Genomic DNA, 13,408 nt, shown 5'->3' on the forward strand with positions numbered 1-13,408 from the left:
CTCAATAATTTAACTGTAATTTAATAAAAATATAAAATCATGATGGATTTGAGCTTAGTGGTACATTGAGGCCTGTTACCTTTGGTTATTTCTCTGCGGTTTCGGTGGATTGGATTACGTCTTATGTAGATCTCTGGCGAGTATATCAACGGCCATGCTTTTGTTCAGATGCAACAACTATTCCAGCCATAATTTAATCTGTTTTGGTTCGGGTATAACGATATCAAAACAGGGGATTACACAATTCAAATTACCGAGGTGAAGACTTGGCAAAGGCTACTCTGGCATTCAGCGCAGGGCTGACCGCGATCAGTGTAAACAGCACTGTTTGAATTTTTTACCACTGCCACAGGGGCAGGGATCATTACGTCCCGTTTTCGGCAGGGTGGCATAAGGAATAGGTGATGGCAACGGCGTCTTTGTTACTGGTTGTCTCTGGCGCAGCCAGTGCGCATGTAGGCTGAGTGCTGCTAGTGGTATCTTCTCGATGCTGTGTTGAATATCGTCTAATGACATTTTTTCAAGTAGTGGAAAATTTTCTTCTTTGCCGTGGAGGGCAATGGCTTCTAACTCAGCGATATGTGCTTCAGGCAACGCCGACCAGTCATCCAGCGCGACTCCTCTCATATAGCCGAAACACCACTCTTCCGCGATGATATATTCTTTATTCTCTATAGTGCGAAATTCTAAAAGCGGCGCAAACTGCTCGGGGTTGTAACAAAGCCGCTCGGCAATGTCATTCATGTGCTGAAAGGTGAGGTTCATAAAGCGCGTAAATTCATACTTGGATTTCCACTCGGGGGCATATTCTTCTCCACCCCAGATGACTGACAACCAGCGCTTTGGCGAAATCATATTTGGTCCGGAAAGAATAGCCGTAAGCATGCCATCCAGCTCAGTAACGTCCAATATGGAATCATCGTTGCCATATTCCATCAGAACGTCACCCAGCCATTTTAGTTCTTTCTCTGTCAACGGTCCTTGTTTCATTATGAGCAACTCCTTCATTAGAATAGTCATGAGACACCGCTTAGCTACTGGTATGAACCCTATTGCGCAAAATATCTGGTTTAAATTAATTGGCTGATCGGTTGCACAACTATCCAAGGTTAGCGAGTTCTTATCATTATATCCTGTGCAGCCACACAGTTTTATGCCGATCATAAGCAAAAAAGATGCCTGACCATTCTTACGGCTAGGTATCCTTTTTCTTTGTCAAATATCTGGATGAGTTGGCAACCGTCAGATGGCGTTATTTCAATGAATACTGTTTTGCAAAATCAAACGGACTCACCGCAATCTCTCTGTTCATATCCAGAAAATCTGCCCACCATTGCAGCATCAGTCTGCGCTCATCCAGAAACTCGGCTTTGTGAATGTACGCTGCCCGAACACCATTACGTTCCTGGTGGCTCATTTGCCGCTCCACGGCATCCCGTGACCATAAGCCCGACTCAATCAATGCACTGCACGCCATCGCTCGGAAACCATGGCCACACACTTCCGTCTTGGTCTCATACCCCATCAAACGTAATGCCTTGTTGATGGTGTTTTCACTGATGGGCTTACGAGGATCATGATCACCGGGAAATATCAGACCACCCTCACCACCAGAAAGGCGAAGTTCTTCCAGCATTGTTAACGATTGCTGACTGAGAGGAACCAGATGCGTGGTACGCATCTTTGAACCTCGGTGTGAGAATTTAACGCCGGGGATAGGTTCTCTTTCAGCCGGGATGGTCCAAAGTGCTCTTTCTGTATCGATTTCACTCCAGCGTGCATAACGAAGTTCACTGGAACGAATAAAAACGAACAGATTAAGCATTACGGCCAGGCGAGTAAGAGGTTGACCCTTATAGCTCTCAATACGCGCCAGCAGTTCTGGGATGCGATTAAGTTCGAGGGCTGGCCGGTGAACGCGTTTAACCGTGGTAAGAGCCCCAACCATGTCCTGAGCCGGATTATAATCGATGATCCCACACTGGACGGCATAACGCATGATGGCGGTGGTGCGTTGCAGTAGACGGGCAGACACTTCAAGAAACCCTGCATTTTCGGCTACCCGAATAGGGATGAGCAGGTCGGGTGTCCTGAGTGAAGCGATATCGCGAGTACCGTTTACAGGGAACAGATACATTTCCAGATTTTTGAGCACCTTTGCGCTGTGTTGCTCAGACCATTGCTTATTAGCAGCATGCCAGCGCCGGGCAATAACTTCGAATGTTTGAGTGGCATCGGGTAAAGCTTTTTTCGCCCGCTTGACCTCACTGGGGTCGGAGCCCTCGGCAATCAATTTGCGCGCGGCGTCGCGTTTAACCCGCGCCTCTGAAAGGGAGAGGGTTGGGTAGACGCCCAATGCCAGGGTATTTTCTTTACCGAGATAGCGATAACGTAGCCGCCAATATTTTGACCCATTGGGATGAACCAGCAAATGCATGCCATCGCTGTCAGTCAGTTTGTAAGGTTTATCTTCGGTTTTTGCTGACCGCACTTTCACATCGGTGAGTGCCATGGATGGCCTCCAGAAGAGATTTTGTGGGTATAATAATTATCGAACTGGACTGTACCCGCATTTGTGCCCACAGGTGTAACTTGATGTAGGTAGAATCAGGTTGAATTCAGTCGATATGGAGTAGGGGGATGATAGCAGTAACAGCAGGATTTTAAATGCAAAAATGGACGTCGGTTGACGTCCATTGATAATAAGGTGGTGCCCGGACTCGGAATCGAACCAAGGACACGGGGATTTTCAATCCCCTGCTCTACCGACTGAGCTATCCGGGCAACGGGGCGCATTAAACCGTATTGGCCGCTGATCGTCAACGAATTTATGGTTTAAAACCACTAAAACTGTACTGACTGCTTTCTTTTCAGACAAAAGAACCAGAAATTATCTCAGGGCAGCGATAAAACTTAGTGGTAAATCACTTAACCCAGTGCGCCATTTTTACGGCATTGCGCGACTTCCAATACATCTTCAGCCAGGCGCTTGGCAATTTCAACATCGACGAGTTGACGTTTAACCAGCAGTTTGCTTAAACAACCTTCCAGAATCAGTTCCATCTGTTGTGCAACCATAGCTGCATCATCAGCGTCCATCTCTTGCAACAGCTCTTGGGTATAGAGTAGTGAGGCCTGTTTCTGCTGTTCAGCCAACTGGTGGATCGGGTGTTCATTATCAGGATAGAAACTGCATGCAGCAATAAATAAGCAACCGGGGTAACGCTGATTCTGCACTTGCTCACCTAGCGTCTGGTAACGCGCCAGTAACTTTTGTTTGGGTGATAAGGTTTCGTCCAGTTGCAATTGTCGCCGCCAGGTATCTATCTGCTGGCCATGAAAGCGCAGACAGTCATACAACAAAGCTTCACGATCCGGCCAGAAACGGGCCAGATCACTGACTTCAACTGACACCTCTTTTGCCAGCATCTCCAGCGTGGTGTTTGCCAGTCCTTGCTGCTCCAATAGATTGAGCGCACTGCTTAAAACTTGTTCACGTTGCACGTTGCTCTCCTCCAACTTCTTATCTGGCAAGTGTGGTTTACCACCGCCTATGGTGCAAATAGTCTATACCCTGCGTACTGATTAATAGACATCGGCAGGTATGGACATTTTCTGCCAGCAGACTCTGTACCTTATCATTACTACGGCGACATTTTTCTAACTCTTTACCCTTTCGCTGTTTGTTAATTTATAACGACAAAATCACCGCACGATTTTTGCTATTTAGCAGTCTGTGAAGCAGGGCGCATTTTATTGTGCATCTGCCTATAACGATTGGTGAATAACTCATAATTCCTGTTCTTTTGCCTGATGGTTTATTGGAACGGGGTTTCTATAATGATCATCGTGAACCGTAAATAGAAAAAATCTTACAAAACAGGCGCAAAATTAACGACTAACACCCACTGCCGTGTGCGCTGGCAACCTGAATTGCATCACGTCCTGCATCGAGCCGTCGTTCCATCCGGGCGTTCAATTATAAGGATCGAAAATGAGTCTGCAAAATTATCCTAATCAGTTCCGCCGCAACCTACAACAAGGGCAAACCCTTATTGGTTGCTGGAGTGCACTGGCAAATCATATTTCAGCCGAAGTGCTGGGCCTGGCGGGTTTTGACTGGTTGGTTCTGGACGGTGAACATGCGCCGAACGATGTTACGACGTTTATTCCACAACTCATGGCGCTGAAAGGCAGTAATAGCGCACCGGTTGTACGTGCGCCCTGTAATGAACCCATCATTATAAAACGCTTATTGGATATCGGTTTTTATAACTTCCTGATCCCGTTTGTTGAAAGCGAAGCAGAAGCCATACGTGCGGTTGCCTCGACCCGTTATCCACCGGCGGGGATCCGCGGGGTTTCTGTGTCTCATCGCGGTAACAATTACGGCACCGTACCCGACTACTTTGCCACCATCAACGACAACATCACCGTACTGGTGCAAATCGAAAGCCAGCAAGGGGTGGATAATATTGATGCTATCGCCGCCGTTGATGGGGTGGACGGTATTTTTGTTGGACCGGGCGATCTGTCGGCGGCACTGGGTTATCTGGGGCAGCCCAATCATCCCGAAGTACAAAAAGTGATTCGTCATATTTTTGATCGCGCTAAAGCACAGGGTAAGCCGAGCGGCATTTTGGCGCCGGTTGAAGCTGATGCCCGCCGTTATCTCGAATGGGGGGCAACCTTTGTCGCTGTTGGCAGTGATTTGGGCGTATTTCGTAGCGCGACTCAGGCGTTATGCGACAAATTTAAAAAATAACCATCAGTCTGTTTTGACAGTTTAGTACTGCCGCGTTGACGGCCTTCCGACTTAATTGAGGAGTAATAAATGAAAATCGGCTTTATTGGTTTAGGGATTATGGGAAAACCAATGAGTAAAAATCTGCTGAAAGCGGGCTACTCATTAACAGTGCTCGATCGTAATGCTGCGGTGCTGGATGAATTGATCACGGCTGGCGCGCGTACGGCAACGACACCAAAAGCACTGGCAGCAGAATGCGATATCATCATTACCATGCTACCTAATTCGCCTCATGTAAAAGAAGTGGTACTGGGTGAAAACGGTGTTATTGAAGGTGCTAAACCCGGCTCTGTGCTGATTGATATGAGTTCGATTGCACCGCTGGTTAGCCGTGAAATCAGTGAAGCGCTGGCACTAAAGCAGGTTGCAATGTTGGACGCGCCAGTCAGTGGTGGTGAGCCAAAAGCTATCGATGGCACTTTGTCAGTGATGGTGGGTGGTGATAAAGCGGTATTCGAGAGCTGTTTCGAGGTGATGAAAGCCATGGGGGGATCGGTGGTGCATACTGGTGATATTGGTGCTGGTAATGTGACTAAACTGGCCAATCAGGTGATTGTCGCACTGAATATTGCCGCGATGTCTGAAGCCTTGGTGCTGGCAACTAAGGCGGGAGTGAACCCTGATCTGGTATTCCAAGCGATACGTGGTGGTCTGGCAGGCAGTACCGTGTTGGAAGCCAAGGCGCCGATGGTGATGGATCGTAACTTCAAACCAGGCTTCCGTATCGATCTACATATCAAAGACTTAGCTAATGCCCTCGACACCTCGCATGGCGTCGGTGCACAGTTGCCCCTGACCGCAGCCGTGATGGAGATGATGCAGGCGCTGAAGGCTGATGGTTTGGGCACCGCTGACCACAGTGCATTGGCGTGTTATTACGAGAAATTGGCTAAAGTTGAAGTCACTCGTTAATCGGTGGCTCCGGTGCCTGCGGGTGCCGGGCTACTGGGTAACAGGGCTATACTGGTAAGCATTCCGTTATCCTGAGCGGCCGGTTTATAACGTCGGAGCCTGTGCGGTATTGGATAGCTCATGAGATTGAATCATTTATGAAAATAGTCATCGCCCCAGACTCTTATAAAGAAAGCTTATCTGCGCTGGATGTTGCGGTGCAGATTGAAGCGGGTTTTCGCACTCAATTTCCCGATGCACAATATATCAAATTGCCGGTCGCGGATGGTGGTGAAGGTACCGTTGAGGCCATGGTTGCGGCCACCACTGGCCGGATTATTCAGGTCAATGTGACCGGCCCGTTAGGTGACGAAGTTGCGGCTTTTTACGGAATATCCGGTGATGAAAAATCGGCCTTTATTGAAATGGCGGCCGCCAGCGGGCTAGAGCTGGTTCCGCCAGAACTGCGCAATCCACTGAAAACCACCTCCTACGGTACCGGCGAATTGATTTGTAATGCGCTGGATCAGGGGGTCAAACATATAATTATCGGCATCGGTGGCAGTGCCACCAATGATGGCGGTGCAGGCATGGTGCAAGCGCTGGGTGTCAAACTGCTGGATAAGCAGGGTAAGCAGATTGGTTTTGGCGGCGGGAAGCTGGCTGAACTGGATGTTATTGATATCTCAGGGCTGGATCCGCGTATTAAGCAGTGCCAAATCGATGTTGCTTGTGATGTCACCAATCCACTGACTGGCAGTGAAGGGGCATCGGCTATTTTTGGGCGGCAGAAAGGGGCGACACCTGAGATGGTTAGCCAACTGGATGACGGTTTGCAGCATTATGCAGGTATCATTAAACGTTATCTTGATATTGATGTTGACCAGGTTGAAGGCGCTGGCGCGGCGGGTGGTTTAGGTGCGGCATTACTGGCGTTTTGCGGTGCAACCTTAAGCCCCGGTATTGATATTGTCACCGATGCTCTTGGTCTGGACGCTTTGGTTAGGGACGCGACGTTTGTTATTACCGGCGAAGGGCGCATTGATAGCCAAACCATTCACGGCAAAGTGCCGATTGGTGTCGCGAGAGTTGCCAAACGTTATAATAAGCCAGTGATTGGTATTGCCGGTAGCCTGACAGACGATGTTGATGTGGTGTATGAGCATGGTCTGGATGCGGTATTCAGCGTGATCTACAGTATCTGTACTCTGGAGCAGGCACTGGATAATGCGGCAGCCAATGTGTTTATGACCGCACGCAATATTGCCGCCACGCTGGCGATGGGGATGGCTGTCGGTAAATCATCGCAAGAAAGTAAATAACACGCTTTTGGTCATAACCATCCACCGGTAAATCTCTATCAGGGCTAACGATTGATTGGCCCTGATTTCCTCGTTGGCGCTCAACTTTGCCAGCAGCATGCCCCCGGTTCTGCCATTTATGTGACCCGTCCCTCAACTCTCTTTCTTTGTGGTGTGAATTGGGCGTTTGTCCAATGTATTCCCCTTCCAGACCTCATATGCTGGTGCATCAGCCCAGACTGAGGCCCATTCATGAGTGTATATAATCTTGACCCCCGGCTAGCCCAGGATATTGTTACCCGTACCATGAAGATCATTGATACCAATATTAATGTGATGGATGGTAAGGGGCGGATCATTGGTAGTGGTGATGAAGAGCGCCTTGGCGAACTGCATGAAGGGGCGCTCTTGTCGCTGTCTCATGGCCGGATTGTCGATATCGATGAAGCTGTTGCTCGCCAGTTGCACGGCGTAAGGCCAGGGATCAACCTGCCATTGCGCCTTGAGGGCGAAATCGTGGGGGTGATTGGCCTAACCGGCAACCCGGGGCAACTACGTCAATATGGCGAACTGGTGTGCATGGCAGCAGAGATGATGATGGAGCAGGCGCGGTTGGTGCATCTGCTGGCGCAGGATAGCCGTCTGCGTGAAGAGTTGGTATTGAACTTGATCCGCACCGAAGAGATATCACCGGCACTGATTGAATGGGCGCAGCGCCTTGGGGTGGATATCAATGAACCACGGGTCGTGGCCGTGGTGGATGTGGACAGCGGCCAGTTGAGTGTCGACAGTGCTATGTCGGAATTACAAGAGCTGCAAACCCTGTTGACGACGCCAGAGCGCAATAATCTGATTGCGATTGTTTCACTGACTGAGATGGTGGTGCTTAAACCGGCGCTAAATAGCCATGGCCGCTGGGATGCTATTGATCACCGGCGGCGTATGGAGTCTTTGCTGTCGCGCATGACTGAGCGGGGTCGCTTGCGAGTGCGCCTGTCGCTTGGCAATTTCTTTACCGGGCCGGGCAGTATTGCGCGCTCATATCGTACCGCTCGTACTACCATGGCGGTCGGTAAGCAACGGATGCCGGAGCAACGCAGCTATTACTATCAGGATTTGGTGTTACCGGTATTGCTTGATAGTTTGCGTGGTGGCTGGCAGGCCAATGAATTAGCCTTACCACTGGCTAAATTACGGGCGATGGACAGTAACGGTCTGTTGCGGCGCACTCTGGCCTGCTGGTTCCGTAATAACGTACAGCCAACGGCTACTGCCAAAGCGTTATTTATTCATCGCAATACCCTGGAGTATCGGTTGAATCGTATTTCCGAACTGACCGGTTTGGATTTAGCGAACTTTGATGATCGCTTGCTGCTGTATGTGGCGCTTCAATTGGGCGAGCAGGAGTAGATGTGATAGTAAGGTAGATGTGATAGCAAGAAGAGCAGGCCGAGTGAGTGTCACCCGGCCTGATGATTCACTGATACTTAGGTCACTGGTGCCGGATTAAACACCGCCAAGGCATTGCGCAGCCCCCATTGATCGGACCACGTCCGTTTGCGATCACTGGCAATATCCAGAATAAATTCAAACAATTGCTGACCAACTTCTTCAATAGTGGCATCACCTGTCGCAATGGTTCCGGCATCGATATCCATCAGGTCATGCCAGCGGTTAGCCAGATCAGTGCGGGTTGCCATTTTTATTACCGGCACTGCCGCCAGACCATACGGCGTGCCGCGCCCGGTGGTAAATACCTGAACGGTAATACCAGATGCTAACTGTTGCGTGCCGCAGACAAAATCACTGGCTGGGGTGGCTGCAAAAATCAGCCCACGCTTGGTGGGGCGCTGCCCCGGTGAAAGCACTTCCACAATGGCGCTGCGGCCGGATTTGGCAATAGAACCGAGTGCTTTTTCCACGACGTTTGCCAATCCGCCCTTTTTATTCCCGGGTGAAGGGTTGGCGCTACGATCGGTTTTGCCGGTTTCGAGGTAGTCGTCGTACCATTTCATCTCTTCCCGTAACCTTCTGCCAACCTCCTTGTTAATCGCCCGCGGGGTTAACAGATGGATAGCATCACGCACTTCCGTGACTTCAGAGAACATGACTGTTGCGCCGCAACGCACCAGTAAGTCCGAAGCGTAGCCCACTGCAGGGTTCGCGGTTACGCCAGAGAAAGCGTCACTGCCACCACATTGCATACCGACCACCAATTCAGCGGCTGGGCAGGTTTCACGTTGGCGCATATTCAGGCGTTGTAGATGCTTTTCCGCCACTTGCAGAATGTCATCGACCATGGAACGGAAGCCGACGTGTTTCTCATCTTGCAAGCGCACGATATTGCTTTCATCCAGTGAGATAACCTGCACGTCAGGTGTCCCTTCCAGCAGCCGCTCGGGTTGGAGTTTTTCACAACCGAGACCGACGACCATCACTTCGCCACCAAAATTGGGGTTAAGGGCCAAGTTATGAATAGTGCGGATGGGTACTACCGCTGCTGGGGCATTGATTGCCACTCCACAGCCATATAAGTGATTCAGTGCAACTACGCCATCGACATTGGGATATTTGGGTAGCAGGGTGCGCTCAATGATATTGACCACATAATCCACCACGCCAGCGACGCAATGTACGCTGGTGGTAATCGCGAGTAGGTTTTTGGTCCCGACACTGCCGTCAGCGTTGCGATAGCCCTCAAAGGTATAACCTTCCAGTGGTGGCAGGGCCTCGGGGACTGCGGTGGCAAGGGGTAAGGTCTCCAGTGCGGGTGCGGCAGGTAATTCAACCAACGATTCATCTATCCAGCCGCCGCGAGCGATATCCCGCACTGCCAGACCAATCACTTCAGCATAACGAATGATTGGGCCGCCTTTAGGAATATCGACCAAAGCCACTTTATGGCCTTGTGGCACATGCTCAATCAGTTCAAGGCCACATTTAAACCGGGTGCCAGCACATAGGCCATTGTTATTAACCACAATGGCAACATTATCCGCGTCCTGTACTTTAATATAAAGCGGGTTGTCTACAGGACTATTACAAATGCTCATAATATTTCCCTTATATACCCTTTAATTTTTTTGGGTACGATAATTATGTTGATAACATAACTGTTATTTTTATCAATACAGCCATTATTTGTCTTAAACATAATGCTCACTAGCTTGTAAATAAGTATACGCCGCTAAAAAGAGCAAGGCATTGTGCGGATGACCTGGATGCTAATGGGTTTGGTGCCTATTTTTGTTCGCAAGCCCAAAAGCAGGTGAGCATTATCACGAAAAGGCCATTTAGCGCCGACATACTTTGACATTAAAAACGCATATAAAAAAAGCCCTTCGACAAAGGGCTATGTTAAAAATGGGTACGCGGGCTTTTATTATGCTGATGCTTTGATATCAAATGAGGCTATGCCAATATTAATAACAGAGGCGATATTGCGGGAAGCAGTTCTGATATTTTCAGTTGCCTGAGAGAGTGCATCGTCAAGTGTACAAATGTGGTAAATAATACTGAAAATAGCATCAACACCATGTTGATGAACAATGTTGGCATCGGTAGCCAGGCTGCCGGCAATACCAATCACCGGTTTATTGTATTTTTTGGCTAATCGAGCGACACCTACCGGGACTTTGCCATTGATACTTTGGCTGTCTATCCGGCCTTCACCGGTCAGAACGAGATGACAGTCTTTGATATAGGTTTCCAGGTCTAATGCTTCAGCGACTATCTCCACGCCCTGGCGCAACTGTGCACCGCAAAATGCCAACAATGCGGCCCCCATACCGCCAGCGGCCCCCGCGCCGGGTATCCTATCTACGTCTATTCCCAGATATTGTTTAACCATCTGCGCGTAATGGACCAGGTTATTATCCAGTATCACAATCATGGCGGCCGTAGCCCCCTTCTGTGGGCCAAAAATAGCGGAAGCGCCTTGCTCACCGGTCAGCGGATTGGTCACATCACAAGCGACTTCAATGCGGCAATCTTTAAGGCGTGGGTCCAGCTGCGACACATCTATCGAGGCAATGTTATGTAAACTGCCGCCACCAAAATCAATCTCTGCGCCATAGGCGTTACGCAATTTGGCCCCTAGCGCCTGTACCATACCTGCACCGCCATCGTTGGTGGCACTGCCACCGATACCGATAATAATATGACGCACGCCTGTTTGCAGCGCCGCACGGATTAATTCACCGGTGCCGTAGGAGGTCGTGTTTAACGGGTTCCTCAATTCGGGTGGGACCAATTCCAGTCCGCTGGCCGCTGCCATCTCAATAAAAGCCGACTTCCTATCACCTGATAATCCCCAGAAAGCCTGGATTTTATTACCCAGCGGCCCGGTAACATCAGTCATGATTTTTTGGCCGCCGGTTGCGCTGATCATAGCGTCGACAGTGCCTTCACCACCATCAGCCACGGGGATCTTGATGTATTCAGCATAAGGGAACACTTCTCTAAAACCTTGTTCAATAGCCTGAGCTACTGCTATAGCCGATAAACTTTCTTTATAAGAGTCTGGTGCGATGACTATTTTCATTAGGTGTCCTGTCGCTATATTTCAAACAACAAGTGCCCCATAAGAGGCACCTATTGTTATTCCCTTAAGATGTTTTCAATTCCAGACGTTTGATATCGCCTACAACAAATAAGTAGCAGAACATAGCCATAATGGCAGAGCACCCAACAAAGATTAATGCGGCATTAAAGGAGTGTAATTCTTTCACCAGATAACCGATAACCAGCGGTGTGACAATAGAGGCGACGTTACCAAATACGTTAAATAATCCGCCACATAAACCAACAATTTCTTTTGGTGCGGTATCAGCAATAACTGGCCAGCCCAATGCACCGAAACCTTTACCAAAGAAGGCCAATGCCATCAGTGCGACCACCACCACGTCACTATCGACGTAGTTGCACAGAATAATGCTTGATGCCAATAACATACCTAACACGATAGGGACTTTACGGGCAAAAGTCAGAGAGTGACCACGTTTAATGAGTGAGTCAGAGAATACGCCACCTAATACACCACCGGCAAATCCGCACAATGCCGGGATAGAGGCGACCATCCCCACTTTTAAAATAGACATCCCTTTATCTTGTACTAAATAAATGGGGAACCAGGTTAGGAAGAACCAGGTAATGGTATTAATAAAGTATTGACCAAAGAAGACACCTAACATCATTCGGCTAGCCAATAATTGCTTCAGATAATCTAATTTAGGACCGCTTTTATGACCGTCAGGTTTCTTGTGGTCCATATCGACAACCGCACCACCTTGTTTTATGTATTCAAGTTCAGATGCAGACATACCCGGGTGATCGGTCGGGTTATGAATAAATTTAACCCAGGCAATGGTTAATACGAAACCTAGCCCGCCCATCACAGTAAATACATGCTGCCAGCCCCAGGCAAAGGTTAAATAACCTAATAACGGAGAGAAAAGGGCCAGAGAGAAGTATTGTGCAGAGTTAAAAATGGCTGAAGCTGTGCCCCTTTCTTTGGTTGGAAACCAGGCCGCGACAATTCTGGCGTTAGCTGGGAAAGAGGGTGCTTCAGAGAAACCTAACATAAAGTGCATGATAAACATGGAGATAGCGGCATACGCTATCGGGAACATGTCGACAAACCCTTGCGTAAAGGTAAATAGCGACCAGAAGAACAGGCTATAGGTGTAGACCCGCTTGGAGCCGTAGCGGTCCAACAACCAACCACCCGGTATTTGCATTAGCAGGTAAGCCCAACCAAAGGCTGAGAAGATATAACCCATTGCAACAGCATCTAATTGCAATTCTTTTGCCACTTCGGTGCCTGCAATTGACAATGTTGCCCGGTCAGCATAGTTAATTGCAGTCACAATAAAGATAATCAATAATATTATATATCGGACGTGGGTCCGTTTTTCAGTCACAGCGGCTTCCAGACTCATTTTTATACCCTCTATAATCATTATTTAGGTTGCCGCATTTAAATTCGTTATGAATGAGATGCAATAACCTATTTTTTTATTTGGTGTTATATAAATAAAAGAATCAATTTTCATAAATGTCTTCGTTAGCGCCAGATACATTATATGGAGCGGGGAAATAATTCGCATTGTGCATAGGCCCAAAAAAACGCGGCTAAATTATTTAATTGTTGTGTGGCTGTACAGCGAAGTGGGGTTATCATCACAAATACCCGTCGGACTTGAGGTTGCAACGGTGCGAGCGGTCTTGCCGCAACAGCAACTAGTTTGGTTATATTCCAATGAGATTATTTTTAATCCTGATAATAAACTGATCTGGATCAAAATTATCTTTAGTATTCAGATGAGGTAAATAAACATCTAATTAACATTGTCCGGGTTAAATCTCTTTATTATTGTAAATAACTGAGTGAAATAACTGTGCTTAAGTC

The 13,408-nt window shown here is 48.4% G+C and carries 10 protein-coding genes and 1 tRNA gene; 4 read left to right on the forward strand and 7 right to left on the reverse strand.

The window, feature by feature from the left end; genetic code table 11:
* Positions 1-309: 309 nt before the first annotated feature.
* The 4 genes from V1952_RS14990 to V1952_RS15005 form a co-directional block, all read right to left on the reverse strand.
* Positions 310-990, reverse strand: a complete 681-nt coding sequence (locus tag V1952_RS14990) for a YecA family protein (RefSeq protein ID WP_420075015.1) — start codon at positions 988-990, stop codon at positions 310-312.
* A gap of 262 nt (positions 991-1,252) precedes the next feature.
* Positions 1,253-2,512 carry a tyrosine-type recombinase/integrase gene (locus V1952_RS14995; protein ID WP_420075016.1) on the reverse strand — a complete coding sequence of 420 codons (1,260 nt, stop codon included), beginning with the start codon at positions 2,510-2,512 and terminating at the stop codon, positions 1,253-1,255.
* Between the two features lie 196 nt (positions 2,513-2,708).
* Positions 2,709-2,784, reverse strand: a tRNA-Phe gene (locus V1952_RS15000).
* A gap of 144 nt (positions 2,785-2,928) precedes the next feature.
* Positions 2,929-3,504: a transcriptional regulator gene (locus V1952_RS15005; RefSeq protein ID WP_083161032.1), complete on the reverse strand. Its 576-nt coding sequence runs from the start codon at positions 3,502-3,504 to the stop codon at positions 2,929-2,931.
* Positions 3,505-3,994: 490 nt separating this feature from the next.
* On the opposite strand from V1952_RS15005, the gene garL reads away from it, so the two are divergent.
* The 4 genes from garL to V1952_RS15025 all read left to right on the forward strand — a co-directional run bounded on the left by garL (position 3,995) and on the right by V1952_RS15025 (position 8,409).
* The gene (gene garL / locus V1952_RS15010; RefSeq protein WP_372557801.1) at positions 3,995-4,765 is read left to right on the forward strand and encodes a 2-dehydro-3-deoxyglucarate aldolase; all 771 of its coding nucleotides are present in this window, start codon (positions 3,995-3,997) and stop codon (positions 4,763-4,765) included.
* 69 nt (positions 4,766-4,834) lie between these two features.
* Positions 4,835-5,719, forward strand: coding sequence for a 2-hydroxy-3-oxopropionate reductase (gene garR / locus V1952_RS15015; RefSeq protein ID WP_083161028.1), 885 nt, complete (start codon positions 4,835-4,837; stop codon positions 5,717-5,719).
* Between the two features lie 137 nt (positions 5,720-5,856).
* Entirely contained in the window at positions 5,857-7,020 is a 1,164-nt protein-coding gene (locus tag V1952_RS15020) for a glycerate kinase (RefSeq protein ID WP_372557802.1), read from the forward strand.
* Positions 7,021-7,251: 231 nt separating this feature from the next.
* Positions 7,252-8,409: a CdaR family transcriptional regulator gene (locus V1952_RS15025; RefSeq protein WP_019211377.1), complete on the forward strand. Its 1,158-nt coding sequence runs from the start codon at positions 7,252-7,254 to the stop codon at positions 8,407-8,409.
* A 77-nt stretch (positions 8,410-8,486) separates the two neighbouring features.
* On the opposite strand, the gene garD is transcribed toward V1952_RS15025, so the two are convergent.
* The 3 genes from garD to V1952_RS15040 form a co-directional block, all read right to left on the reverse strand.
* A complete protein-coding gene (gene garD, locus V1952_RS15030; protein ID WP_420075017.1) occupies positions 8,487-10,052 on the reverse strand; it encodes a galactarate dehydratase in 1,566 nt (521 codons plus the stop codon).
* Between the two features lie 329 nt (positions 10,053-10,381).
* Positions 10,382-11,542 (reverse strand): glycerate kinase, encoded by a 1,161-nt coding sequence (locus V1952_RS15035; RefSeq protein WP_420071879.1) that lies wholly within the window; start codon positions 11,540-11,542, stop codon positions 10,382-10,384.
* Between the two features lie 64 nt (positions 11,543-11,606).
* Positions 11,607-12,938: an MFS transporter gene (locus tag V1952_RS15040; RefSeq protein WP_420075018.1), complete on the reverse strand. Its 1,332-nt coding sequence runs from the start codon at positions 12,936-12,938 to the stop codon at positions 11,607-11,609.
* Positions 12,939-13,408 lie beyond the last annotated feature (470 nt).

This window comes from Yersinia sp. 2542 StPb PI (assembly GCF_048593855.1).
Classification (GTDB): Bacteria; Pseudomonadota; Gammaproteobacteria; order Enterobacterales; family Enterobacteriaceae; genus Yersinia; species Yersinia enterocolitica_E.

Coding starts and splice junctions, on each gene's coding strand:
- V1952_RS14990 (WP_420075015.1), bottom strand. CDS start 990: ATGAAACAAGGACCGTTGACAGAGAAAGAACTAAAATGGCTGGGTGAC.
- V1952_RS14995 (WP_420075016.1), bottom strand. CDS start 2,512: ATGGCACTCACCGATGTGAAAGTGCGGTCAGCAAAAACCGAAGATAAA.
- garL (WP_372557801.1), top strand. CDS start 3,995: ATGAGTCTGCAAAATTATCCTAATCAGTTCCGCCGCAACCTACAACAA.
- garR (WP_083161028.1), top strand. CDS start 4,835: ATGAAAATCGGCTTTATTGGTTTAGGGATTATGGGAAAACCAATGAGT.
- V1952_RS15020 (WP_372557802.1), top strand. CDS start 5,857: ATGAAAATAGTCATCGCCCCAGACTCTTATAAAGAAAGCTTATCTGCG.
- V1952_RS15025 (WP_019211377.1), top strand. CDS start 7,252: ATGAGTGTATATAATCTTGACCCCCGGCTAGCCCAGGATATTGTTACC.
- garD (WP_420075017.1), bottom strand. CDS start 10,052: ATGAGCATTTGTAATAGTCCTGTAGACAACCCGCTTTATATTAAAGTA.
- V1952_RS15035 (WP_420071879.1), bottom strand. CDS start 11,542: ATGAAAATAGTCATCGCACCAGACTCTTATAAAGAAAGTTTATCGGCT.
- V1952_RS15040 (WP_420075018.1), bottom strand. CDS start 12,938: ATGAGTCTGGAAGCCGCTGTGACTGAAAAACGGACCCACGTCCGATAT.